The sequence below is a fragment of the Terrabacter sp. Soil810 genome (assembly GCF_001429645.1).
GTDB lineage: Bacteria > Actinomycetota > Actinomycetes > Actinomycetales > Dermatophilaceae > Terrabacter.
Genome location: NZ_LMSW01000014.1, coordinates 357,727 through 381,292, shown reverse-complemented (window position 1 = coordinate 381,292; position 23,566 = coordinate 357,727). Strand labels below are relative to the sequence as shown.

Sequence of the window (23,566 nt, the reverse complement as noted above, 5' to 3'; positions counted from 1 at the left end):
AGAGGGGATTAGTTTTGTCATACAACTTACGTCGCGGACCGGCTAGGGTCAAGGCATGGCCAACCTGCGCCAGGCGAGCCTGCGCCACGCGAACCTCGCCCTCGTCGCGCGCACCGTCCTCGCCGCCGACACCCCGCCGTCGCGGGCCGACGTCGCCGCGGCCACCTCGCTGACCCGGTCGACCGTGTCGCGCCTCGTGGACGAGCTCGTCGCCGGCGGCATCCTCGACGAGGTCGAGTCGGTCGTCGGCGGGCCCGGCCGCCCGGGCCGCCCGGCCACCCCGCTCCGGGCGTCACGGGCGCGCGTCGCCGCGCTCGGCCTCCAGGTCGGCGTCGGCCAGCTCGCCGCCCGCCTCGTCGACCTCTCGGGCGCGGTGCTGGCCGAGCGCCTCGTCACCGCCGACCTCGCCGGCTCACGCCCCGGCCCCGTGCTCCGCCGCTTGCGCACGCTCGCGACCCAGGTGCTCGACGCGACCCCGGACGGCTGCCGTGTCGTCGGTGCCGGCCTCGCCCTCCCCGGCATCGTCGACGTCGCCGCCGGCCGCCTGCTCAGCGCCCCCAACCTCGGCTGGGAGGACGTCACCCCGGCTCCCGGCCTCGCCGCAGCGCTCGGTGACCTGGCCCTCCGCGTCGGCAACGAGGCCGACCTGGCAGCCCACGCGTACGCTCACCCGGCCCCCGGACGCGACCGCGAGCCGCGCGACTTCCTCTATCTCAGCGGCGAGGTCGGCATCGGCGGCGCGGTCGTCGTGGACGGGGAGGTCATGGCCGGACGCCACGGCTGGGCGGGCGAGATCGGCCACGTCTGCGTCGACCCCGACGGGCCCCCCTGTCGCTGCGGCTCCACCGGCTGCCTCGAGCAGTACGCCGGCCGGCTCGCCCTGCTCGACGCTGCCGGACTCGACCCCTCCACGTCACCCGCCGAGCTCGCGCGCCGAGCCCGCGATGGCGACGAGCAGGCCCGTGCCGCAACGCGATCCGCCGGGCGAGCCCTCGGCGTCGCCCTGTCCGGCGTCGTCAACGTCCTCGACATCCCCACCGTCGTGCTCGGCGGACACCTGGCGATGGTCGGCGACCTCCTCGCCCCCGAGGTCGAGGAGATCCTCGGTCGCCGCGTGCTGTCGGCCCGCTGGGTCACGCCGCGGGTCGTCATCGCCGACGTCGACCCCGCGCCCGGCGCCACCGGAGCGGCGCTGCTCGCCCTCGACCGGGTCGTCAGCGACCCGGTCGCGCACCTCAGCTGAGGCGGGCGAGGTCGACGGTCCAGACCGGGTTGCCCGGCAGGACCTTGACCCGGTCGCCGCTCGCGAAGCGCGTCGACGGCTGGATGAGGGGCACGAACGGGCTCCGCTCGTTCATCGCGAGCTGCCACGCGGCATACGCCCCCGCCCGGTTGTCACCGACGGAGGCGCGCGCGGTCTCGGTGAGGTCGTCCATGAGCGTGTCGGAGCCGCGCATCCAGCCGGCCCGGGACCCGACGAGCTCGCCGGGCGCGAACGCGAGGTAGTTCTCGGGGTCCGGGTAGTCGGGGTTCCAGCTCCACAGGCTGAACGCGCTGCGCCCGTCGCGGTAGGCGGCGAGCGCCTCGGCCGCGGGCGCCGGGTTGAGCTGCACCTTGATCCCGACCTGGGCGAGCTGGCTGCGCACGGCCACCGCGAGCGCCGTCGCCGGGATGCCCTGGATCGGCAGGTCGGCGGCATACGACAGGGGGATCGGCTGACCCTTGTAGCCCGAGCGGCGCAGCGCCGCCCGCGCGGCCACGAGGTCGCGTTGGGGCACGACCGGCAGCGTCACCACGGGAGTGGGTATGCCGTCCGCTCCCGTGGTGAGGATGCCGTCGGGTGTCGCCGTGGTGCCGCCGGCCGACGGGGTGGAGAGGGGCGCCGCCGGTGACGACGTGGTGGGTGCCGGCGTCCCGGTGCCGTCGGTCCCCGTGCCGTCGGTCCCGGTGCCGTCGGTCGGGGTCGGCGCGGGCGCCGGCGCGAGGTCCTCGAGCGCGCCGACGATGCCGGCAGGGATGAGGCCCGCGGCGGGCATGGACCCCGGGGCCGCCCTGCCGAGCGCCTCACGGTCGAGGCCGCGACGCACCGCCTCGGCGAAGTCGGGGTCGGCGGTCCACGCGTTGAGGGCCTTGGTGCGCGCGAGCGCGAGGTAGACGAGTGAGCTCGAGCGCATCGTCGTCACCGTGACGGCCGAGGTCTGCGGCCGCCCGGTCGCGGCGTTGGCCTGGCTCGGCGAGAGGTCGAGCACGAGGTCGGCGCTGCCGGACCCGATGGCGGCGAGCTGCTGGCGCGCATCGAGGTTGCGGACGACGATCTCGGGGAAGGCGGGAGTCGCTCCCGACATCGGGTTGGCCGCGAGCCGGACCTCCGAGGTGCCGCGGACGCTCTCGATGACGTAGGGGCCCGAGCCCGCCGAGTGCTGCGAGAGGTAGCCGCTCGCCTCGTCGCCGGGGCCGATGGTGCCGCCGTGCGCCTTGACCGCCGTCGCGTTGAGGATGCCGAAGGCGGGGTTGGCGAGGATCGCGGGGAGGGCGAAGTTCGAGCCGGGCGAGCTGAGCGTGAAGGTGCGGTCGTCGACCTTGACCGCCGAGACCGTGCCGAGGATCGAGGAGGCGGGGCCGGACAGCCCCCGCGCGCGCTGGAGGGTGAAGAGGACGTCGTCGGTCGTGACGGGAGTGCCGTCGGAGAAGACGAGGCCCTTGCGCAGCCGCAACGTCAGCCACCGGCCCTCGGGGGAGAGGGTGTACTCGGCCATCCCGGGCACGACCTTCGTCGGGTCGTCGGGGTCGAGGGTCGTCAGCGTCTGGTAGAGCGCGTGCGTCAGCATCGCCCCGCTGCGGTCGAACTGCCGGGTCGGGTCGAGCGTCGTGTGGTCGAAGACCGCGCCGACGACGAGCGGCTCGACGGCCGTGGTCGGCGCCGCCGTGGGCGTCGCGCCCGGGGTCGTGGCCGGCGTCGGGCCCGGCGTCGCCGTGCTGGCCGTGCACGCGGCACCCGAGGCCAGCGCGAGCACGCCGAGGGCCGCCACCACGGTGGGGCGGACGAGACGTCGGCGCATGGACTTCCTTCGGGGGCGCCCGGTCCAGAGGCGGACACGGGACTGCGGCGGGCACGGAGAGCACGACGGCAGGTGGCACCGACGGCGACCCGGAGCACCTCTGTCCGTGGTCCGAAGTCTAGCCGCCGGCGCCCGCCACCGACGCGGCCCGCTCAGCGCTCGGCGCGAGCACGAGGTACGCCTGCGCGACGAGCACGATCCCGATGGCGACCCACTTGCCGGTGGGCAGCTCCACCCCGTAGCGCCAGCGGTCGATGAGGACCAGCCCGACCTGGAGCATGACGACCCAGCCCATCGTCACGAGGGCCAGCTCGGCGTACCTCAGCGACGACGCATACACCCAGAAGAGGACGAGGAAGGCGCCCGCGCCGAGCACGAGCGCGCGGACGCTGCCGTTGTCGGCCCACTCCTTGGCGAAGAGCGCCCCGAGCAGGTCGAGCCCGGCGAGGCACACCATCGCGATCGTCGCGACGACCGGCACCGGCCAGGCCTCGGGCGCCTTGATCAGCGGGAAGACGTCGGTGACGCTCATGGTGGGCACGTCCTTGAAAGGGGAACGGGCCCGCTCGACCACGGGGCCCTTCACCTCAGAGCACGCCGCAGCCGCCGGTGATACCCCCAGCCGACGCGTGTCGGCCGACGCGTGTCAGGCCTGGCCCCCCTCGAACCACGCGACGAGGGCCGGGTCGAGCGCCGGCACGTCGACCGCGCCGCCGCCGGTGCGCAGCGAGGTCGTCGCCGACGCCCCGGCCGCCACCGCCTCACGAGCCGCGACCGGCGAGGTCATCGTCGGGCCACCGTCCCGGGCGAACCGGACGAACTCCGCGACGAGCAGCGGGTCGGCGCCGCCGTGACCGGTCGTGTCGGCCGGCGGGATCTCGATGACCTCGTCGGCGTCGTCGCGGTAGGTGTCGGTGCGGCGGGTCCAGACCTTGACGAGGGCGCCGGGTCCGTCGCCGAAGTTCTCGAGCCGGCCCTTGGTGCCGATGACGGTGTAGTTGCGCCAGTAGTCCGGTGTGAAGTGGCACTGCTGGTAGGACGCGAGCACGCCGCCCTCGAGCACGAGGTTGGCCATCGAGATGTCCTCGATGTCGACGACCGGGTTGAGCTCGCGCTGCTCGGTGGGCGGCCAGTTGTCGAGGGAGTACCAGTCGGCCATCCGACGGTCTGAGTTGTCGCGGTGGTCGGTGACGTCGCCGTAGACCGCGAGGGCGCCGACCGCGCTGACCCTGCGCGTGTAGGCGCCCGCGAGCCAGTGGATGACGTCGATGTCGTGGGCGCCCTTCTGCAGGAGCAGGCCCGTCGTGTTGCGGCGGTCGGCGTGCCAGTCCTTGAAGTAGTAGTCCCCACCCGCCGAGACGAAGTGCCGGCACCAGACCGCCTTGACCTCGCCGATCGTGCCCGCCTCGATGACGTCGCGCATCGCCCTGACCACCGGCATGTGCCGCATGTTGTGCCCAACGTAGAGCCGCGTTCCCGTGCGGTGGGCGGCCTCGAGCACCCGGTCGGCGTCGGCGACGCTCGTGGCGAGCGGCTTCTCGACGAACGTCGGTATGCCGGCCTCCAGGGTGCGCACGGCGTGCTCGGCGTGCGCGTGGTCGGGGGTCAGGACGAGCACCGCGTCGATGTCGGCGCGCACGTCGGGAGCGAGCAGCTCGTCGAGGGAGTCGACGAGACGTACGCCGTCGATGCGGTCCGCCGCGTCGGCGCGGCCCCGCTCGGCCGGGTCGCAGACGACGGTGACCCGGCTGCCCTCGCCGGGACGGTGGGCGTATGCCGCGAGGCTGGCCCGCAGGCCGAAGCCGATGATGGCGATCCGGAGGTCGGGCTGGTCGGGCTGGTCGGGCTGGTCGGTCATGAGTGCGGGGGCACCTTCCGTGTGGTGGTGGTTCGAGGGTCTCAGCCCTTGGAGCCGCTGAACGCGATCCCCTGGATGAACTGCTTCTGGAGCACGATGAACAGGACGAGCACGGGCAGCGTCGCGAGCACCGAGCCGGCCATCAGCGTCGTCGTGTCGACCGAGAACTGGCCGATGAGCGAGGCGAGCCCCACCGACAGCGGCATCTTCGACGGGTCGTTGTTGACCACGAGCGGCCACATGAGGTCGTTCCACGACCACAGGACGTCGAGGACGGCGAGCGCGATGAGCCCGGGCTTGGCCAGCGGCAGCATGATCCGGGTGAAGATCTGCCAGTGGTTGGCGCCGTCGAGCTTGGCCGCCTCCTCGAGCTCGCGCGGCAGGCTGAGGAAGAACTGCCGCAGCAGGAAGGTGCCGAACGCGCTGAAGAGGCCGGGGACGATGAGCGCCTGGAGCGAGTTGAGCCAGCCGAGGCCCGACACGATCTCGTACTGCGGCAGCAGGAAGAGCTGGCTCGGCACCATGAGGACCGAGAGGAAGAGGCCGAAGAGCAGGCCCCGACCGCGGAACTCGAACCGCGCGAAGGCGTAGCCCGCCATCGAGCAGAGCACGAGCTGGCCGAGCACCCGGCCGATCGTCTGGATCGTGCTGTTCCAGAACATCTGGCCGAAGGGGAGCGTGTCGAAGACGTCGCCGTAGTTGGACCACTGGGGCGACGCGGGCAGCACCGTCGGCGGCACGGTGAGCGTCTCGCCGAGCGTCTTGAGGGAGGTCATGACCTCCCAGAAGAACGGGCCGACCATGACGACGGAGCCGAGGATGAGGACGGCGTGCACGCCGAGGTGGTTGCGGCGCAGGCGGTTGCGCCGCGGCACGCGGATCCGGGCGGGCGTGCGGGTCGCGAGCTCAGACATAGTGCACCCACTTCTTCTGGAGCCGGAACTGCAGGGCCGTCACCGCGACGATGACGACGAGGATGACGAGGGCGATCGCGGCGGCATACCCCTGCTGGTTCTCGACGAAGCCCCGCTGGTAGAACTGCGCGACGATCGTCTCGGTCTGCGGGTAGGCCGGGTTCGTCGGGCCCGTCATGACGAAGATCAGGTCGAACGTCTGCAGCGCGCCGATGACGGCGAGCACCGAGATGAAGAAGACGCTCGGGCTGATCTGCGGGAGGGTGATCGACCAGAACTGGCGGGTCCGGCCGGCGCCGTCGAGGGCGGCCGCCTCGTAGAGGTCCTTGGGCACGCCCTGGATCGCGGCGAGGAAGATGACGATCTGCGTGCCGAGGCCGAGCCAGATGCCCACTCCCGCAATGGCATACAGCGCCGTGGCCGGGTTGGAGAGCCAGTTCGTGCCCTCGATGCCCACGAGCCCGAGCAGCGCGTTGATGACGCCGACGTCGCCGTTGTAGAGCGTGCGCCAGATGAGCCCGACGGCCGCGGGCATCGTCACGACGGGCAGGAAGTAGAGCACCCGGTAGATCCGCACCCCGCGCAGGCCCTCGGTGCTGAGCAGCGCCGCGATGACGAGCGCCACCGGGATGCCGAGCAGCGCGACGACGGTGAACTTCAGGGTGTTCAGCATCGTCTCCCAGAGCCGCGCGTCGCCGAACAGCTCGCGGTAGTTGGCGAGCCCGACGAACTCCGAGCCGCCGAACGGGCCGGTCTCGGTGAAGGAGATGAGCAGCGTGCGCACCACCGGCCACAGGTAGAAGACGACGAGACCGAGCAGCGTCGGGAGGATGAAGACCGCCGCCCAGAAGAGGTCGTTGCGCCGCATCCGCGACATGCCGCGACCGGATCGACCGGGCCGACCGGGCCAGCGGCCGGGGGCCGGGGTGTCGCCCCGGCTCCCCGACCCCGACGGGACGCCGCCCGGCGCGGTCGCGCCGACGGCTCCCTTCGCCTGCTGCGTCTCGGTGAGCACGCCCCCCACGGTCACTTCTCCTTGGCGAGCGCTGCGTTCATCTGCGTGGCGAGGTCCTTCAGGCCCGTCGCCGCGTCGACCTCGCCGTTCCACACCTTCGTGAGGATGTCGGTCTGGAGGGTCGTCCACGCCTTGGTGTTCTTCGAGGCGGGGTAGGGCACGGCCGTCGCGACCTCGTCGACGTAGGCCTTGAGGTTGAACTGCGGCATCGACGTCACCCACGCCTGCTGGGTGCCCTCGTAGGCGGGGATGACGGCGCCGGCCTCGGCCTGGATCTGCGCGGCGCGCTCGCCACCGAGGAAGCCGACGAACTTCTGCGCGGCGTCCTGGTGCTTCGTCTTGGCGTAGATGACGTTGCCGAGGCCGTGGATGACCGAGACCTGCCCCTTCGGGCCGGCGGGGACGGGCGCGACGTTGACGGCGTCCTTGAGCTCGGGGACGCCGTTGTACTCGACCGCGGCCCACGAGCCGTTCCAGTACATCGCGACCTTGCCGGCCTTGAAGAGGTCGCCCGGGCTCGTGTCGGTCATCTGCTGCACCGTCGGCGACGCGCCGTCCTTGACGAGCGAGGTCCAGAACTCGATGCCCTTGAGCGCCTCGGGGGAGTCGAAGCCGCTCTTGGTCCCGGCGGCGTCGATGACCTGACCGCCGGCCGACGGGATCGTGTCGTAGAAGCCGGCCTGGTCCTCGACCGGGGCCGCGGCGCCGTAGACGCCCTTGGTCTTGTCGGTGAGCGCGCGGGCGGCGGACTGGAAGTCGGCCCAGGTCCAGTCGTCCTTGGGGTAGGCCAGCTTCTTGGCGTCGAAGAGCGCTTTGTTGTACCAGACGCCGACGGTGTCGAAGTCCTTCGGGATGCCGTACGTCTTGCCCTCGTAGGTGTAGAGGTCGACGAGCGCCTCGGGGTAGTTGCCGAGGTCGAGCTTGGCGCGGCTGATCGTCTGGTCGAGCGGCAGCAGCTGCTGGTTGGCGGCATACAGCTTGACGTTCGGGCCGTTCATCCAGAAGACGTCGGGGGCGCCGCCGCCGGCCGCGGCCGTCTGGAGGGTCGTGAAGTACTGCTTGAACGGCGTCACCTGGATCTTGACGGTGACATCGGGGTTCGCGGTGTGGAACTCGTCGGCGATCTTCTGCATGGCCGGGACCTGGTTCTTGTCCCAGATGCCGTAGGAGATCGTGACCGGCCCGTTGTCCGGCTGGGCGTCGGCGGTCGCGCCACCGGTGGACTGGCCGCACGCGGCGAGGCCGAGCACGAGCAACGGGGTGAGCACGGCCGTGGCGGCCAGTGTGGACGTTCTGCGCATTCGCGACTCCTTGGGTGGGGGGCCCGCGGACGGCTGGTCGCCGCTGCGGTCCGGTGCACGTCATCGGGCAACCCAAGCCTGATCGCTCGTTTGTGCTTGGGCGGCACTACAATCGAGCACATTCGATCACGTGTCAATCCGTCGAACAGGGTCGAGAGGGGCTCGGGACGGGCCTGCGCAGCAGGCCGCCACGGGTCCCTGTGTGCTGCCCGGAAGCCCTCGGTCCAGGGGGCGGGCACCCGTTCGACCGTCCCGCGATGCGGACGGGAGGCGCCCGCAGACCAGCCCGCCGTCGGGCCGCCGGTCAGGTCGCGAGGACCTCGCGCAGCCGCTGCGAGACCGGCCAGGCAACGTCGCTCCGGTTGGCCAGGACCGACCACGTCAGGGCCCGCGACGGCTCGTGCCGGCTGACCGCCGAGACGCCCGCGTCGTAGCCGTTGAGCACGACCCCGTCACCCGTCCCGTCGAGCCACAGGCCGAGGCCGTAGCGCCGGCCGTCGTCCATGACATCGGTGCGCGGGCGCAGCATCTCGGCGACCCAGCGCTCGTCGACGATGCGCCCGGCGAGGAACGCGTCCCAGAACGCGTGGAGGTCGGCGGCCGTCGTGTAGATCCCGCCGTCCCCACTGCCACGGACCGGCAGGTGCAGCACGTTGGTGCGCAGGCCGTCGGCCTCGAGGTAGCCGAGTGCCGCTCGGGCCGGCAGCTCGTCGGAGCGGAGGTATGCCGTGTCGACCATCCCGGCGCGAGCGCACACCCGCTGCTCCACCACCTCGTGGAACGCCGTGCCGGTCACCCGCTCGACGACGAGGGCGAGCACGACGAAGCCGCTGTTGCAGTAGGAGAAACGCTCTCCCGCAGGGAACTTCGTGGGTCGCCCGCGCAGTGCCGGGAGGTAGCCCTCGGTCGTGGCGAGCCGGTGGACGGGCACGGTCATGACGTAGGACGAGGCGTCGAGTCCCTCGTCCTCGTCGAGGTAGTCGCCGATGCCCGACCGGTGGCTGAGCAGGTGCTCGATCGTCACGTCGTCGCCGATGTCGGGCAGGTCGTCGCCGACGACGGAGCGCACCGGGGTATCGAGACCGAGGCGACCTTCGGCCACGAGGCCGACCACGGCGAGCGCGGTCAGGCCCTTGCAGATGCTGGCCGTCCCGAACTGCGTGTCGAGGGCGTTGGGCAGGCCGTGGGCACGGTCGGCGAGACCGTGCGCCGACGCGTGGAGGGTGCTGCCTGCGAGGTCGACCCGGACCACGCCGGAGAAGCCGTGCTCGTGGACCACCGCCGCGACCTCCTGGTCGAGGTCCGCCACGGCGCCCACTGCCCGTCGCCCCGTCGCCCTGTCGGCCCGCCGCCGTCAGGCGCCGACGTAGGTCGCGAGGTGCTCGCCGGTCAGGGTCGACCGGCCGGCGACGAGCTCGGCGGGCGTCCCCTCGAAGACGACGTTGCCGCCGTCGTGACCGGCCCCCGGTCCGAGGTCGATGATCCAGTCGGCGTGCGCCATGACTGCCTGGTGGTGCTCGATGACGAGCACCGACTTGCCCGACTCGACGAGGCGGTCGAGCAGCCCGAGGAGGTTCTCGACGTCGGCGAGGTGCAGGCCGGTCGTCGGCTCGTCGAGCACGTAGACATCGCCCTTCTCGGCCATCTGCGCGGCCAGCTTGAGGCGCTGGCGCTCCCCGCCGGACAGCGTCGTGAGGGGCTGGCCGAGCGTGAGGTAGCCGAGGCCGACGTCGGCGAGCCGCTCGAGGACCTTGTGCGCGGCCGGCGTGCGCGCCTCGCCCTCGTCGAAGAAGCCGAGCGCCTCGGCCACCGGCATGGCGAGCACCTCGGCGATGTTGCGCCCACCGAGCCGGTACTCGAGCACGGCCGCCTGGAAGCGCCGGCCCTCGCACTCCTCGCACGTCGACTCGACGGTCGCCATGACGCCGAGCTCGGTGTAGATGACGCCGGCGCCGTTGCAGGCCGGGCAGGCGCCCTCGGAGTTGGAGCTGAAGAGGGCGGGCTTGACGTCGTTGACCTTGGCGAAAGCCTTGCGGATCGGCTCGAGCAGTCCCGTGTAGGTCGCGGGGTTGCTCCGCCGCGACCCGCGGATCGCGCCCTGGTCGACGACGACGACACCGTCGCGCTTGGCGACCGACCCGTGGATCAGCGAGCTCTTGCCCGACCCCGCGACGCCGGTGACGACGCAGAGCACCCCCAGCGGGATGTCGACGTCGACGTCGCGGAGGTTGTTCGTCGACGCCCCGCGGACCTCCATCGCGCCCGCCGCCTCACGCAGCGAGTCCTTGAGGCTGACCCGGTCGTCGAGGTGGTGGCCCGTGATCGTGTCGCTCTTGCGCAGCGCCTCGACGGTGCCCTCGAAGACCACCTCGCCGCCCGCCGTGCCGGCCCCCGGGCCGAGGTCGACGACGTGGTCGGCGATGGCGATCGTCTCGGGCTTGTGCTCGACGACGAGAACCGTGTTGCCCTTGTCGCGCAGCTGGAGCAGCAGCAGGTTCATCCGGTCGATGTCGTGCGGGTGCAGGCCGATCGTCGGCTCGTCGAAGACGTACGTGATGTCGGTGAGCGACGAGCCGAGGTGGCGGATCATCTTGGTGCGCTGCGCCTCGCCACCGGAGAGCGTGCCGGCGGGACGGTCGAGCGAGAGGTAGCCGAGACCGATCTCGGCGAAGGAGTCGAGCAGGTGCTGCAGTCCGCGCAGCAGCGGTGCGACCGACGGGTCGTCGAGGTCGCGCAGCCACTCGGCGAGGTCGCTGATCTGCATCGCACACAGCTCGGCGATGTTCCTGCCCTTGATCTTCGAGCTCAGGGCCTCCTGCGACAGGCGGGTGCCCTTGCACTCCGGGCAGGTCGTGAAGGTGACCGCGCGCTCGACGAAGCGGCGCACGTGCGGCTGCATGGCGTCGAGGTCCTTGGAGAGCATCGACTTCTGCACCTTGGACAGGACGCCCTCGTAGGTGAGGTTGACGCCCTCGACCTTGATCTTCTCGGGCTGGCCGTAGAGCAGCTTCTGGAGCTGCTTGTCGGTGAACGTCCCGACCGGCTTGTCCATGGGCAGTCCGGCGCCGCTGAAGATGCGGCCGTACCACCCGTCCATGCTGTAGCCGGGCACGAGCAGGGCACCCTCGGACAGCGACTTGGACTCGTCGTAGATCGCGGTCAGGTCGAAGTCGTTGACCGACCCCATCCCCTCGCACCGCGCGCACATGCCGCCCTGGTAGACCGCCTCGCGGACGATCGACGTCTCCTGGCGGTTGCCCTTGTCGGTCTTCATGACGCCGCTCGCGACCCGCGTCGGGACGTTGAAGGCGAACGCCGTGGGTGGCCCGATGTGCGGGGTGCCGATGCGGGAGAAGAGGATCCGCAGCATCGCGTTGGCGTCGGTGGCGGTGCCGACCGTCGAGCGTGGGTTGGCGCCCATCCGCTCCTGGTCGACGATGATCGCCGTCGTCAGCCCGTCGAGGTAGTCGACGTCCGGGCGCGCCAGCGACGGCATGAAGCCCTGGACGAAGGCGCTGTAGGTCTCGTTGATCATCCGCTGCGACTCCGCCGCGATCGTCGCGAAGACGAGCGAGCTCTTGCCCGAGCCGGACACGCCGGTGAACGCGGTCAGCCGCCGCTTCGGCAGGTCGAGGCTGACGTCCTTGAGGTTGTTCTCGCGCGCGCCCTGGACGCGGATCATGTCGTGGACGTCGGCCGGGTGGTGTCCACCGGAGGGGCGCGACGCGGTCTTCGCAGCGGTGCTCTTCGACTCCATGCGACGTACGCTACGGCCCCGCGCCCACCCCCGGCCTCCCGATTCCCGACGACCTCACCCGCGACGAACCGCCCACTCGCCGGGGTGGACGGCGCCGGCGATCAGGGGAGGAGGTCGTCGAGGTAGGTCGGCAGCATCTGCCACCACGTCGGCCAGTCGTGGTCGTAGGCCGGGCCCCAGTCGTCGACCCGGTTGGGGATCCCCTTGCGGCCGAGCACCTCGGCCACGGCCCACGCCTCGCTCGGGTCCTCCCACCGACCGCTGCCGGAGGCGAGCACGATCATCCGACGGCGCAGCAGGTCGAGCGTCTCTCCCTCGAGGTCGGGCAGGAAGTGCAGCGGCGAGCTGAAGTACAGGTCGTCGGTGAACCGGCCGCCGATGAACTTGTCGACGGCATACGTCCCGCTCATGCACACGGCGGCGTCGACGAGGTGCGGGTAGCGGCACGTGATCGCGAGGGCGTTGAACGCCCCGATGGAGGCACCGGCGACGACGACGGGGATCGGGCCGCCCACGTCGGAGTGGATCGCGGGGATGATCTCCTGCGCCACGGTCTCGTGGAAGGCGTTGAAGAGCGCCATGCGGTAGTCCGTCGACCCGACCCCCTCGGCCATCGCCTTGCCGGCGACGCTGTCGCACGAGTAGATCTTGGCCCGTCCGGCGTCGATGAGCGGCTGGAGGTGGGCGACCATCTTGTGTCGCTCGACCTCCTCCGCGTCACCGCCCGCGGTCGGGAAGAGCAGCACCGGCACGCCGTAGGTGCCCCATCGTGCGACGGTGATGTCCTGGCCCAGTCGGTCGGAGTACCACCGGTCGGTCACCTTCATGGGTTACCTGCCTCTCTCGCGCTCGTCACTCGTAGACGAACTTCTGGGGTCCGGGGAAGAGCCACGCGAGACCGTCGCCGAGACGGTCGCGCCAGTTCTCCCAGTTGTGGCCGTCGCGCGACTCGGTGTAGCGCACCGTCATCCCCGTCTGGCGGAAGACCGGGACCATCGACCGGTTCGGGGTGATGAGCGGCTCGTAGACGCCGCACGACATGAAGAGCCGGTCGACGACCGCGGACGGCTTCTCGCGGAAGCGGTTGACGAACTTCACGACGGGGTCGAACGCCGGCCCCCCGCCGTGGTCGAAGCCGATGTCGGTGAAGACGAGCGAGGCCGACTGGAGCATGAGCGAGCCGAAGAAGCCCGGGTAGCGCACCGCCGTCGACACCGAGGCGATGCCGCCGAAGGAGCTGCCCATGAGACAGCGGGCCTCGGGCGTGTCGATGAGGGGCAGGCGTTCGGTGAGCAGCGGCACGAGCTCGCGCGCGATGAAGCGGGCGTGCGGCGCGTGGTTGGGGTACTCCTTGAGCCGGTCGCGCGGCGGGACGAAGACCGCGACGAGCGGGTCGACGTCGAGACGGTGGATGAGGTTGTCGAGCACGGTCTTCATCGCCGCGAACTGGAGGTAGTCGGTGCCGTCGTGGACGACGAGGAGCGGGTAGCGCTGCGCGCTGTTGAAGCGGGCCGGCAGGTAGATCTGCACGGGCTGTTCGCGCCGGAGGGCCTTGCTCCGGATGTGCTCCTCGACGAGGGTGCCCGGGCGGGCCTCGGGGTCGTACGCCACCCACTCGGGCACGCGGTAGCCGATCGCCGCGCACACCGACGACGACCCCATGGGGCTGTGCGCCAGGCGCGGGTTGAGCGGGTCGTTGAAGCGCTCGTAGTGATCGCCCTTGCGGATCTCGATCTGGTACTCGACCCGCGAGCCCTCGGGCAGCACGGTCGTCACGGCCCAGAGGTCGGACTCACCGATCCGCTTGAGCGGCAACGGATCCGGGAGCCCGACCACACGGTGCCGCACCCAGACCTCGTCGACGTCGCCCCGGTAGAGGAAGGTCGCGCGCTCGCCCTCGATGATCGGGCAGCCGAAGCGCTCGACGAAGCCGTCGATCGTCGGCCCGTCGAGCGGCAGGCGCTCACGCAGTCGGTTGACGGCAAGACGTTCCATGGCACTCACGCGACCCCCACCACCGAGACGTGACCGGTGCGGTCGATGACGCGCGCGCCGGCGGGCAGGTCGGTGGCGCCGTCAGGGAATCGCACGACGGCGCCGTCGTCGAGCAGGAGCAGCCGGTGCTCGGCGAAGCGCCGGGCGAGGACCGACATGCGCTCGTGGTCGTCGAGCAGCAGTCGGCGCTTGGCGTGCGGCAGCGCGACGATCCCGGGCAGGCGCCCGAGCCCCCGGTCGTGCAGCTCGGCCGCCGTCACGCCGTGGGGCGTGAAGTCGTGGAAGAGGACCACCTCGTCGGTCAGCGCCATCGCACCGGCCGACCACGCGACGACCGACTGGTCGGGCCGGAGCACGACGTCGAAGACGCGCATCGTCCGCAGCAGCGTGCGCACGTTGCCGCCCGCGATGACGACGGCCCCGCACTCGTCGAGGATCGCCCCGATCTCGCCCTTGTGCCAGCCGATGGTGCCGCTCTCGTCGGTGGGCGCCGTGGCACGGACGGCGCCGTACAGCTCGTCGAGCTCGGCGGCATACCACCGGTCGACCTCGCGGACCGCCTCCATGGCGGACTCCTCGGCGATCGGGCCCACGGCGTGGATCGAGGTGCGGTGCGCGACGGCGTGCACGGCGTCGATGGCGGCCTGGAGCCGGATGCCGTAGAAGGCGCGCAGCTCGTCCATCCGGTCGCGGAAGGCGAGCGCGGCGGCTGCGAAGTGCTCGTCCTTGGCCAGCACGTCCATCATCCGGTGGTGCAGGCGGAGGTTGACGCCGCGCCCGTCGAGGTGGCCGGCGAGCTCGGCGTCGTCGGACTCGCGCTCCTCCCACCCGGAGTTGACCATGGCGATGCGCCCGGTCACCCCGAGGGAACGCACGGTGGGGCCCACGGTCGTCGTGAACCGTTGGGGCCCGAGCAGGATCGTCGTCGACATCGAGAGAGAGCTCAGCCGCACTCAGCCTGCGTGCACGTGGATCGTGCGACCGACGTCGTCGAGCATGGCGCGCGCCGTGTCGAAGTCGGGGTGACGCAGCCGCACCCACGCGTTGGCCATGTAGCCGGCCTCCACTCCCTGCGTGCCGTGGCCGACCGGCGGGAAGTGGCCGTCGATGACCCACTCGCCGTAGCGGGACTGGATGTCGTCGATGCCGGTGTAGCCCGCGATGGACCCGTCGTGGTCGGGGCGGAGCGCGACGATGCCGGCGGCATACGTGCGCTGCATCCGCTGCTCCGGGGCGCGGTGGGTGATGACGTGCGCCCACTCGCGGTAGACGTCGACCTCGTTGGCCGCGGAGTAGACGTCCCACGCGCCGACGCCCGGCGGGCGGCAGCCGATCTCGCTGAACTTCAGGCCCTTCGGGCCGTAGAACCACTCCATGTGCGTCGCCGACGTCTCGATGCCGAGCGCCTCGATGACGCGACGCCCCAGCTCGCGGACCTCGGCGTAGAAGGCGTTGCCCGGCTCGTCGATGCGGTTGGTCGTGATGAACTGCGGCGAGATCCAGCGGTGGCGCATCGCCTCGAGGACGTTGGGGTAGTAGTGCGTCGCCCAGTCGTGCACGACCTGCCCGTCGAGGCTGATCGTGTCGTAGAAGCCCTCGTGGCCCTCGACGAACTCCTCGATGGCGATCGAGCTCGCGCCCTCGCGGGCGTAGCCCTGCAGGGCCTGCTCGAGCTCGTGGTCGCTGTCGACGCGCACCGTGCCCTGGGCGCCGGCGCCCGCGCGCGGCTTGAGGATGAGCGGGTAGCCCTCGCGCTCGGCGAAGGCCCGTGCCTCGGCGCCCGAGTCGACGGCGGCGCTGGCAGCCGTGGGGACGCCGGCTTGGCGCAGCGCCTCCTTCATCGACGGCTTGTCGCGGCACAGCCACGTCGTGCGGACGCTCGTGCCGGGGATGCCGCAGGCCTCGCGCACCTGGGCGGCCGGCATCGTGTGCGCCTCGACGGTCGCCTCGAGCGCGTCGATCCAGACCTTGTCCTGGAAGTAGCGGACCGCCTCGACCATCTGGTCGACGTTGGTCACCGAGCCGACGCGGTAGTAGCCACGGAGCGCGCCGAGCAGTTCCTCGCCGAGCTGGGCCTCGTCGGACTCTCCGATGCCGTAGACGTTCGCGCCCACCGAGGCGAGCGCGTGCACGAAGCGACGCTGGTTCGCCGGGAACGACGGCTCCACGAAGATGATGTTCACGGCCTCGACGCTATCGGTCCACCGGGAGCACCGCCACGGACCGCCGTGTGCCGCCGCGCGGGTCGCGGGGCAAAAGCGGACGTCGGAGCGGAATCGGGACGAGACTGGGGTGGTCGCATCTCGGGCAGCACCTCACCCCTCAGGAGGAAGCCATGTCGAGCACCGTCCCGAACCCAGCGTCACCCGATCCGACCGACCCGACTCCCGAGCCGCCGAGGACGCGACGCGAGGCTGCGGCCACGTGGGAGGCGCCGTTGAGCCCGTCCGGGTGGTCGACGGCGCTCGTCGTCATGGGCATCCTCTCGATCGTCCTCGGCATCCTCGTGCTCGTCTGGCCGAAGGCAACGCTGCTCATCGTCGCGATCCTGTTCGGGCTCCAGCTCATCATCGCCGGGGCCGTCCGCCTCGGGATGGTCCGCGACCTCCCGAGCGACCCGGGCTGGCTCAAGCCCGTCTCGATCGGGCTCGGGGCGCTCTCCATCGTCGCCGGCATCATCTGCCTGTTCCGCCCGAACGCGTCCCTCTTCGTCATCGCGCTCTTCATCGCGATCGGCTGGGTCGCCGAGGGCATCGCCGCGCTCGTCCAGGGCTTCGGCTCCGACCGGACGACCGGCACGCGGGTCTTCCTCATCGTCAGCGGCGTCGTCTCGATCCTCGGCGGCCTCATCGTCGCGATCTTCCCCGGCTCCTCGCTCGTGGTGCTGACCCGCATCGCCGGCATCGCGCTCATCGTCATCGGCATCGTCGAGCTCGTCACGGCCGTCATGGCCCGCCGAGCCGCCGGCAACAGCAGCAGCGGCAGCGGCAGCACGACGGCGCCCGCCACCGCCTGACCGCGTCAGGTCACCGGACGGCATACGACAGCGTGGAGGTTCGCACCCCGCCCGAGGGGTGCGAACCTCCACGACGTGCGACGTCAGGACGGCTGCGGCAGGTCCTCGAACTCGTAGACGCGGCGCACCTCGACCGAGACCTCGTCGAAGAGCGAGGCGAACCTGCCCGCGAGCTCGAGCGCCTGCTCCTTGCTCTCGACGTTGACGAGGGCGAAGCCACCGATGACCTCGCGTGCCTCGCTGAACGGGCCGTCGGTCACGGTGACACCCGCGCCCTCGGTCTTGCGGACGATCGCGCCGTCCTTGCTCTGCGTCACGCCTTCGGCGGCGAGCAGGACGCCCGACTCGGCGTACTCGCCCATGAGCGCGCCCATCGCGTCCTGGAACTCCTGGCTGGGGTTCCACGCCTCGGGGCGGGACTCGTCGATCTTGTGGATCATGAGGTAGCGCACGGTTCTCTCCTTCGACTGCGTGCCGGGTCGGTCCCAGCCTCCACCACGACGTCGATCAGCGGCAGCCTCGCTCGACACTTCGATTCCCGAAACGTCGGCGGCCTAGAGCCAGCCGCGCTCCTGGGCGACCCGGGCGGCCTCGGCGCGGGTCGACGTCCCGGTCTTGCCGATGGCCGAGCTGAGGTGGTTGCGCACCGTGCCGGGAGAGAGGTGCACGACCCCGGCGACGGCGGCGACCGTGCCACCGCGCAGCGCCACGGCGAGCACCTCGCGCTCCCGCTCGGTGAGCGGGTTGGCGCCGTCGACGAGCGACTCGGTGGCGAGCGACGGGTCGACGACCCGCAGCCCGGCGTGCACCCGGCGCACCGCCTCGGCGAGCTGGCGGGCCGGGGTGTCCTTGACGACGAAGCCCGACGCGCCCGCCTCGAGCGCGCGGCGCAGGTAGCCGGGGCGGCCGAACGTCGTGACGACGAGGGTGCGCACGCCCGGGAGCGCATCGCGCACCGCGGCTGCCGCGGCGATGCCGTCGATGCCCGGCATCTCGATGTCGAGCAGGCACACGTCGGCGGCCGAGGCCCGCGCGGCCTCGACGACCTCGTCGCCACGGCCCACCTCGGCCACGACCTCGAGGTCGGGCTCGAGCGCGAGCAGCGCGGCGAGCGCCCCACGCACGAGGGCCTGGTCGTCGGCCAGCAGCACCTTGATGGTCGCGCTCACAGCGTCACCTCCAGCACGGTCCCATGGCCCTGCGGGCCCGTCTCGATCGAGAGCCGACCCCCCGCGGCCGCGACCCTCTCACGCAGCCCGCGTATGCCGTTTCCCTCGGGCCGCGCGTCGAGGCCGCGTCCGTCGTCACGAACCGTCAGGCCGTTCGTCGCGAGCTCGACCCAGCAGGCGTCGGCGTCGCTGTGGCGCACGACGTTGGTCGTCGCCTCGCGCAGCACCCAGGCGAGCACGGTGCGGTGACGCGGGTCGACGGCGCCCGGGTCGTCGGGCACGTGGCCCTCGATCCCGGCACCCGCGAGCGCCGTGCGCGCGGACGCGAGCTCGTCGCCGAGGCGCGCCACCCGGAGCCCCCCGACGGTCGCCCGGATCTCGGCCAGGGCCTGGCGGCTCAGGGCCTGGATCTCGGCGAGCTCGCCCTTGGCCCGCTCGGGGTCGAGGTCGACGAGGCGCTCGGCCAGCTCCGCCTTGACCGTGACGACGGTGAGCGAGTGACCGAGCACGTCGTGGACGTCGCGGGCCACGCGCTCGCGCTCCTCGACGACGGCGAGGTCGCGGGACATCTGCTCGTAGTCCTCGCCGCGGTCGGTCATGAGCCGGACCGCGCCCGTCATCGCGCCCACGGCGAAGACGATGATGGCCACGACCCAGGTGCCCTCGTCGCGGTCGACGAAAACCGCGACGGCCGTCGCGATCGCGACGCACGCGATGCCCAGGGCGATCGACCAGGCGAGCGGCAGCGCGAACATCCCGAACGACACGACGAAGGGCAGGAAGCTGAGGCTGCCGGCGCCGATCAGCGGGGTCAGGGCGGCCGCGCATCCGACGAGCACGAGCAGGTAGACGACGCCCCGGGGCCGGGCCGGCTCGCAGTCCCGGTGGAGGCGCTGGAGGTGCTGGGCGCCCAGGCCGTAGACGACGGCGAAGGTCACCACGAGGGCCAGGCCGAGCACGACCTGCCAGAGCGGTAGCCCGCTCGACACGATGGCGATGGCCGGGAAGACGAGGAAGACCAGCCACACCGACTGGACGACCCAACCGAAGCGCTCCCACGGGTTGCGCCCGTGCGGGCCGGGCCGACCGGACGGCACGGGTTCCGTCCGCTCCGTTTCCGTCCGCTCCGTCACTGGCGCTCCCGCCCGCGGCGCACGAGGAGCACGGCGGACACCCCGAAGACCGCGAGCCACGCGAGCACGTTGACGATCGGCAGCCACAGCGGGTCGCGCGACCCGTCGGGCAGGTAGCCCTCGGTGAGCGGGTAGCGGGCCAGGGCGGCATACCCGTAGAGCGGCGTGAACTTCGCGAAGGTGAGCAGCGCGCCGGACAGCGGGATGAAGAGGTTGCCGAGGAAGGCGAAGATCACCATGGTGCCGCTCGCGGCGCCGACGGCGGCCTCGGAGCGGAAGGCGGTGCCGACGAGCAGGCCGTAGACCGCGAAGACGGCCGAGCCGACGAGGCAGAGGACCGCGCTCAGCGCCCACGCCTGCGCGGACCCGCGGGCGCCGGTCGCGGCGCCGAGGGCGAAGGTGAGCAGGATCGGCACGGCCGCGACGGTCATCGCGATGAGCGCCTTCATGGCGATGTAGGACGAGTCGGCGAGGGGCGTGAGTCCCAGCTGCCGGCCCCAGCCCTGCTGGCGCTCGACGGCCGCGTTGCCGCCGATGCTCGTCGTCGCGGTGACGGCGCCGTAGGCGGCCATGCTGATCATGACGTACATCGCGACGTTGCCGTTGCCGATGGTGGCGTCCTTGGCGTCGACGGTCGCGCCGAAGATCAGGTAGAAGAAGGCGGGCAGGACGGCGGTGAAGAACATGCCTGCCCAGTCGCGGGTGATCCGGCGCATCTCGAGCAGCGTGAAGGTGGCGTTCATCGGACGAGCTCCTTCTCGGCGTCGAGGTCCCGGCCGTCACCGGTCAGGGTCATGAAGGCCTGCTCGAGGCCGGCCGTGACGATCTCGAGGTCGGTGCCCCCGAGGTCGAGCAGCAGCAGCCGCGCGACCGCGTCGGAGTCGGCGGCCGTGACGACCACCCGGCTCCCGCGCTCGACGACGTCGTGCACTCCCTCGACCGTCCGCAGCCTGGCGACGGACTCGGCCACCGAGCCGGGCGGCAGCGTCGCGGAGACGGTGCGCCCGCTCGCCTGCGACCGGATCTCGGCGGTCGTGCCGTCGGCGACGATGCGTCCGCCCGCGATGAGGACGATCCGGTCGGCGAAGGCGTCGGCCTCCTCGAGGTAGTGCGTCGCGAAGACGACGGTGCGCCCGGCGCTCGCGTCCTCGTGCATCGTGTCCCAGAAGTCGCGCCGGGCCGTGACGTCCATGCCGGCCGTCGGCTCGTCGAGCACGAGCAGGCGCGGGTCGGGCAGCAGGGCCAGGGCGAAGCGCAGCCGCTGCTGCTCACCGCCGGAGCACTTGGAGACACGGCGGCCCGCGAGCAACGTCAGCCCGGCACGGTCGATGACCTCGTCGACGGGGGCGTGGGCGGCATACGTCGACGCGATCATGCGGACGGTCTCGCGGACGGTGAGGTCGCGCAGCAGTCCCCCCGTCTGGAGGACGGCGGACACGTGACCGCCGACGACGGCCTCACGCGGGCGGCGGCCGAAGACCTCGGCCGTGCCGCTCGTCGGCTCGGTCAGCCCGAGCACCATGTCGAGGGTCGTCGTCTTGCCGGCGCCGTTCGGGCCGAGGAAGGCGACGACCTCACCGGGCTCGATGTGCAGGTCGATGCCGTCGACGGCTCGGACCTCAGTGTCCTGGGACCCGCGTCGGGGAGGGAAGCTCTTGACGAGCGAACGCAGCTCGATCGCCGGCGCCCCCGAGGCGCCGTCGAGCGGGCGAGAGGTGGTGGTCATGAGTCAACTCTCCCGCTACGGGGCGCACCGCGTCAGCAGCAGGCGTCACGTCCTGCCCGTGACAGGTGTCACGATCACCCCGGAGCGGGCGGCCGTCGGGCAGCACGAGGTCGGCCGTGCAGACCTCGTGAGTGGGCGTCGGGCTGTCGGTGTGGTCGGTCACGCATCCACCCAAACGGACCGGGCGTCACGGCTCAACCGGGAGTCCGTGGTCCAGACTGTCGGGCATGGCACGCTTCTCCGTCACGGTCCCCTCGGACCTCCCGGCGTCCGAGGCATGGAGGCGCCTGCTCGACCTGGACGCGCACACCGCGGTCATCCCGCTGACGACCGTGACGGGCGACGCGCTGGCCGCGCGCGACCTCGTCGACGGGTCGCGCTTCGTCGCCCGCACGGCGCTCGGCCCGGTGGGCTTCGACGACGTCATGGTGGTCGAGTCCATCGAGGCCCCGGCCGCCACCACCGCGGGCCGCGCGCGGATCCGCAAGGAGGGCAAGGTCGTCCGTGGAGACATCGACCTGCTCGTGACCCCCACGGCATCGGGCTCGACCGTCGAGTGGTCGCAGCGCATCGGGGTGCGCGGCGTGCCCGCGCTCCTCGACCCCGTCGTCGCGAAGGTCGCCGGCGCGGCCTACGGCTCGACGATCCGCCGGCTGCTCGCCCGCGGCTGACCGGCCGCCGCCGGGCCTGGGCGGCTCAGCGCCAGCCGAGCGCGGGCGCGACGTGCGTCAGGAGGCTCTCGACGACGTGGGCGTTGTAGTCGACGCCGAGCTGGTTGGGCACGGTGAGGAGCAGCGTGTCCGCGGCCGCGATCGCCTCGTCCTCCGCAAGGTCACGGACGAGCTGGTCGGGCTCACCGGCATACGTCTTGCCGAAGCGCGCCGTCCCGCCGTCGATGTGGCCGACCTGGTCCTGGCTGGCCGACTCGCGACCGAAGTACGCGCGGTCCCGCTCGTCGACGATCGGGAACACGCTGCGGCTCACCGAGACCCGCGGCTCCCGCTCGTGCCCGGCCGCCGTCCACGCGTCGCGGAAGCGCTGGATCTGCTCGGCCTGGAGCTGGTGGAAGGGCACGCCGGTGTCCTCGGTGAGGAGGGTCGAGCTCATGAGGTTCATCCCCTGCTCGGCCGTCCACTCGGCGGTGGCCCGGCTGCCGGCACCCCACCAGATGCGGTCGCGGAGCCCCGGCGCGTGCGGCTCGATGCGCAGCAGGCCAGGCGGGTTGGGGAACATCGGCCGTGGGTTCGGCTCGGCGAAGCCCCGGCCGGACAGGACGTCGAGGAAGACCTCGGTGTGCTGCCGGGCCATCGCGGCGTGGTCGCCGTCGGTCGGCTCGTAGCCGAAGTAGCGGAAGCCGTCGACGACCTGCTCGGGTGACCCACGGCTGATGCCGAGCTGGAGCCGGCCTCCGGAGATGAGGTCGGCCGCGCCCGCGTCCTCGGCCATGTAGAGCGGGTTCTCGTAGCGCATGTCGATGACGCCGGTCCCGATCTCGATCCGGCTCGTGCGTGCCCCGACCGCGGCGAGCAGCGGGAACGGCGACGCGAGCTGCCGGGCGAAGTGGTGGATCCGGAAGTACGCGCCGTCGGCGCCGAGCTCCTCGACCGCGACCGCGAGGTCGATGGACTGGAGCAGGGCGTCCGAGGCCGACTGCGTGCCCGAGTGCGGCGAGGGGTTCCAGTGCCCGAACGAGAGGAATCCGATGTTCTTCACGTGGGGTGAACAACTCCGGCTCGGGACCTCTTCCCCGTGAGCGCCGCGCAGGGTCGTCCCGGCAGACTCCGTGGTCTCGTCGTCCTCAGCGCGTGGGCGCGCTCGGTGTGGTCGTCGCGTCGAGAAGCACCGGCGTTCCCGTCTGAGGTGCGGGCTCGCCCGGTGCGCTGACGAACGCGTACACCCTGCCGGGTGAGGGCCGCAGCACCTGGGTGCGGGCGAACTCCAGGACCGTGGCGGCATCCTGACCGCGAACGTACAACGTCAGGTCCCGGTCCTCGACGAACGGGCCGTGCACGCTCACCCCCGTCGCCGATCCTGCTGCCGCGGCTCGCTCGAGGGTCCGTGGCAGCGCCCGCCACCACGCGGCTACCTCGGCCTCCGACGAGTAGGGATCCAGAACGAGCCGGATCTCGACGTGGTCAGCAGGCGCCGACGCTCGCTGGTAGCGGGGCGCGGCGGACAAGTCTTCCGCGGTGATGGTCCACGAGTCGGATGGGCACGCGCCCGCCCGCCGCGCGACGACCGCGCCGTTCAGGTCGCGAGCCACCAGCTGCTCCTGCTCGCACTCATAGCTGCCCGTCGGCCAGCCCTCCTGCGGTCGCCACGCGAGCACGCCCAGCTCCGCCGTGCCACGGTAGGACACGGCGTCGGCCTGCTCGATGAGCAACGGGCGGCCGCTCTCGTTGTGCACGTCCAGGAACGGATACGGCTCCTGCATCGCGTGGAGGACAAGGACCATCAGCCCGAGATAACCAGCAATCGACAGGCCGATCACGACGAGGGCAACCTTCAGCGCCTTCCCCCAACCGGTCTGAGTCGCCCCCATCCGACACCCCTCTTCCTGCCGGGCATGCTAGGCGGGTGAGGAGTCGAGGGCTGCCGACCACGGAGCACCGTGCACCAATCG

General features: G+C 71.8%; 22 protein-coding genes. 3 read left to right on the top strand and 19 right to left on the bottom strand.

Features of this window, described 5'->3' with window-relative positions:
- Positions 1-55 precede the first annotated feature (55 nt).
- Positions 56-1,243 (top strand): ROK family protein, encoded by a 1,188-nt coding sequence (locus tag ASG96_RS20065; RefSeq protein WP_057589097.1) that lies wholly within the window; start codon positions 56-58, stop codon positions 1,241-1,243.
- Here ASG96_RS20065 and ASG96_RS20060 read toward each other — a convergent pair.
- The 12 genes from ASG96_RS20060 to ASG96_RS20005 all read right to left on the bottom strand — a co-directional run bounded on the left by ASG96_RS20060 (position 1,236) and on the right by ASG96_RS20005 (position 16,082).
- Positions 1,236-3,059, bottom strand: coding sequence for an ABC transporter substrate-binding protein (locus ASG96_RS20060; RefSeq protein WP_057589096.1), 1,824 nt, complete (start codon positions 3,057-3,059; stop codon positions 1,236-1,238). The two genes, ASG96_RS20065 and ASG96_RS20060, sit on opposite strands and share 8 nt — an antisense overlap.
- 118 nt (positions 3,060-3,177) lie before the next feature.
- Positions 3,178-3,591, bottom strand: a complete 414-nt coding sequence (locus ASG96_RS20055) for a hypothetical protein (protein WP_157611069.1) — start codon at positions 3,589-3,591, stop codon at positions 3,178-3,180.
- A gap of 114 nt (positions 3,592-3,705) precedes the next feature.
- Positions 3,706-4,917, bottom strand: coding sequence for a Gfo/Idh/MocA family protein (locus ASG96_RS20050; RefSeq protein ID WP_057589094.1), 1,212 nt, complete (start codon positions 4,915-4,917; stop codon positions 3,706-3,708).
- Positions 4,918-4,958: 41 nt separating this feature from the next.
- Positions 4,959-5,831 (bottom strand): carbohydrate ABC transporter permease, encoded by an 873-nt coding sequence (locus ASG96_RS20045; protein ID WP_056754947.1) that lies wholly within the window; start codon positions 5,829-5,831, stop codon positions 4,959-4,961.
- Entirely contained in the window at positions 5,824-6,846 is a 1,023-nt protein-coding gene (locus ASG96_RS20040; protein ID WP_235509240.1) for a carbohydrate ABC transporter permease, read from the bottom strand. Before ASG96_RS20040 ends, ASG96_RS20045 begins: the two co-directional genes overlap by 8 nt.
- 11 nt (positions 6,847-6,857) lie before the next feature.
- A complete protein-coding gene (locus ASG96_RS20035; protein ID WP_057589093.1) occupies positions 6,858-8,147 on the bottom strand; it encodes a sugar ABC transporter substrate-binding protein in 1,290 nt (429 codons plus the stop codon).
- A gap of 304 nt (positions 8,148-8,451) precedes the next feature.
- A complete protein-coding gene (locus ASG96_RS20030; RefSeq protein WP_057589246.1) occupies positions 8,452-9,456 on the bottom strand; it encodes a serine hydrolase in 1,005 nt (334 codons plus the stop codon).
- Between the two features lie 45 nt (positions 9,457-9,501).
- Positions 9,502-11,904 (bottom strand): excinuclease ABC subunit UvrA, encoded by a 2,403-nt coding sequence (locus ASG96_RS20025; RefSeq protein ID WP_057589092.1) that lies wholly within the window; start codon positions 11,902-11,904, stop codon positions 9,502-9,504.
- 101 nt (positions 11,905-12,005) lie between these two features.
- Positions 12,006-12,731, bottom strand: a complete 726-nt coding sequence (locus ASG96_RS20020; protein ID WP_056754936.1) for an esterase family protein — start codon at positions 12,729-12,731, stop codon at positions 12,006-12,008.
- Between the two features lie 25 nt (positions 12,732-12,756).
- Positions 12,757-13,899 (bottom strand): alpha/beta hydrolase-fold protein, encoded by a 1,143-nt coding sequence (locus ASG96_RS20015; RefSeq protein ID WP_056754934.1) that lies wholly within the window; start codon positions 13,897-13,899, stop codon positions 12,757-12,759.
- A 5-nt stretch (positions 13,900-13,904) separates the two neighbouring features.
- Positions 13,905-14,852 carry a hypothetical protein gene (locus ASG96_RS20010; protein ID WP_235509239.1) on the bottom strand — a complete coding sequence of 316 codons (948 nt, stop codon included), beginning with the start codon at positions 14,850-14,852 and terminating at the stop codon, positions 13,905-13,907.
- Positions 14,853-16,082, bottom strand: coding sequence for an acetyl-CoA carboxylase biotin carboxylase subunit family protein (locus ASG96_RS20005; RefSeq protein WP_057589091.1), 1,230 nt, complete (start codon positions 16,080-16,082; stop codon positions 14,853-14,855).
- A gap of 152 nt (positions 16,083-16,234) precedes the next feature.
- Between ASG96_RS20005 and ASG96_RS20000 the strand changes: the two genes are divergently transcribed.
- Positions 16,235-16,915: an HdeD family acid-resistance protein gene (locus ASG96_RS20000; RefSeq protein WP_082591908.1), complete on the top strand. Its 681-nt coding sequence runs from the start codon at positions 16,235-16,237 to the stop codon at positions 16,913-16,915.
- Between the two features lie 83 nt (positions 16,916-16,998).
- Here the strand turns inward: ASG96_RS20000 and ASG96_RS19995 are convergent, their stop codons facing one another.
- From ASG96_RS19995 to ASG96_RS19975, 5 genes are all read right to left on the bottom strand, one after another.
- Positions 16,999-17,367, bottom strand: a complete 369-nt coding sequence (locus ASG96_RS19995; protein WP_157611068.1) for a YciI family protein — start codon at positions 17,365-17,367, stop codon at positions 16,999-17,001.
- A gap of 102 nt (positions 17,368-17,469) precedes the next feature.
- The gene (locus ASG96_RS19990) at positions 17,470-18,084 is read right to left on the bottom strand and encodes a response regulator (RefSeq protein ID WP_056754929.1); all 615 of its coding nucleotides are present in this window, start codon (positions 18,082-18,084) and stop codon (positions 17,470-17,472) included.
- Positions 18,081-19,181, bottom strand: a complete 1,101-nt coding sequence (locus tag ASG96_RS19985) for a sensor histidine kinase (RefSeq protein WP_056754927.1) — start codon at positions 19,179-19,181, stop codon at positions 18,081-18,083. The genes ASG96_RS19990 and ASG96_RS19985 overlap by 4 nt, the downstream gene beginning before the upstream one ends.
- A 32-nt stretch (positions 19,182-19,213) precedes the next feature.
- Positions 19,214-19,960: an ABC transporter permease gene (locus ASG96_RS19980; RefSeq protein ID WP_056754925.1), complete on the bottom strand. Its 747-nt coding sequence runs from the start codon at positions 19,958-19,960 to the stop codon at positions 19,214-19,216.
- Entirely contained in the window at positions 19,957-20,943 is a 987-nt protein-coding gene (locus ASG96_RS19975; RefSeq protein ID WP_057589089.1) for an ABC transporter ATP-binding protein, read from the bottom strand. The genes ASG96_RS19980 and ASG96_RS19975 overlap by 4 nt, the downstream gene beginning before the upstream one ends.
- A gap of 227 nt (positions 20,944-21,170) precedes the next feature.
- On the opposite strand from ASG96_RS19975, the gene ASG96_RS19970 reads away from it, so the two are divergent.
- On the top strand, positions 21,171-21,614 hold the full coding sequence (locus ASG96_RS19970) for an SRPBCC family protein (protein WP_057589088.1): 444 nt from the start codon (positions 21,171-21,173) through the stop codon (positions 21,612-21,614).
- Positions 21,615-21,639: 25 nt separating this feature from the next.
- On the opposite strand, the gene ASG96_RS19965 is transcribed toward ASG96_RS19970, so the two are convergent.
- Positions 21,640-22,656 (bottom strand): LLM class flavin-dependent oxidoreductase, encoded by a 1,017-nt coding sequence (locus tag ASG96_RS19965; RefSeq protein ID WP_057589087.1) that lies wholly within the window; start codon positions 22,654-22,656, stop codon positions 21,640-21,642.
- Positions 22,657-22,741: 85 nt separating this feature from the next.
- A complete protein-coding gene (locus tag ASG96_RS19960; RefSeq protein WP_157611067.1) occupies positions 22,742-23,434 on the bottom strand; it encodes a hypothetical protein in 693 nt (230 codons plus the stop codon).
- Positions 23,435-23,566 lie beyond the last annotated feature (132 nt).

Coding starts and splice junctions, on each gene's coding strand:
- ASG96_RS19975 (WP_057589089.1), bottom strand. CDS start 20,943: ATGACCACCACCTCTCGCCCGCTCGACGGCGCCTCGGGGGCGCCGGCG.
- ASG96_RS20050 (WP_057589094.1), bottom strand. CDS start 4,917: ATGACCGACCAGCCCGACCAGCCCGACCAGCCCGACCTCCGGATCGCC.
- ASG96_RS20055 (WP_157611069.1), bottom strand. CDS start 3,591: ATGAGCGTCACCGACGTCTTCCCGCTGATCAAGGCGCCCGAGGCCTGG.
- ASG96_RS20015 (WP_056754934.1), bottom strand. CDS start 13,899: ATGGAACGTCTTGCCGTCAACCGACTGCGTGAGCGCCTGCCGCTCGAC.
- ASG96_RS19970 (WP_057589088.1), top strand. CDS start 21,171: ATGGCACGCTTCTCCGTCACGGTCCCCTCGGACCTCCCGGCGTCCGAG.
- ASG96_RS20065 (WP_057589097.1), top strand. CDS start 56: ATGGCCAACCTGCGCCAGGCGAGCCTGCGCCACGCGAACCTCGCCCTC.
- ASG96_RS20045 (WP_056754947.1), bottom strand. CDS start 5,831: ATGTCTGAGCTCGCGACCCGCACGCCCGCCCGGATCCGCGTGCCGCGG.
- ASG96_RS20020 (WP_056754936.1), bottom strand. CDS start 12,731: ATGAAGGTGACCGACCGGTGGTACTCCGACCGACTGGGCCAGGACATC.
- ASG96_RS20000 (WP_082591908.1), top strand. CDS start 16,235: ATGTCGAGCACCGTCCCGAACCCAGCGTCACCCGATCCGACCGACCCG.
- ASG96_RS20060 (WP_057589096.1), bottom strand. CDS start 3,059: ATGCGCCGACGTCTCGTCCGCCCCACCGTGGTGGCGGCCCTCGGCGTG.
- ASG96_RS19980 (WP_056754925.1), bottom strand. CDS start 19,960: ATGAACGCCACCTTCACGCTGCTCGAGATGCGCCGGATCACCCGCGAC.
- ASG96_RS20025 (WP_057589092.1), bottom strand. CDS start 11,904: ATGGAGTCGAAGAGCACCGCTGCGAAGACCGCGTCGCGCCCCTCCGGT.
- ASG96_RS20035 (WP_057589093.1), bottom strand. CDS start 8,147: ATGCGCAGAACGTCCACACTGGCCGCCACGGCCGTGCTCACCCCGTTG.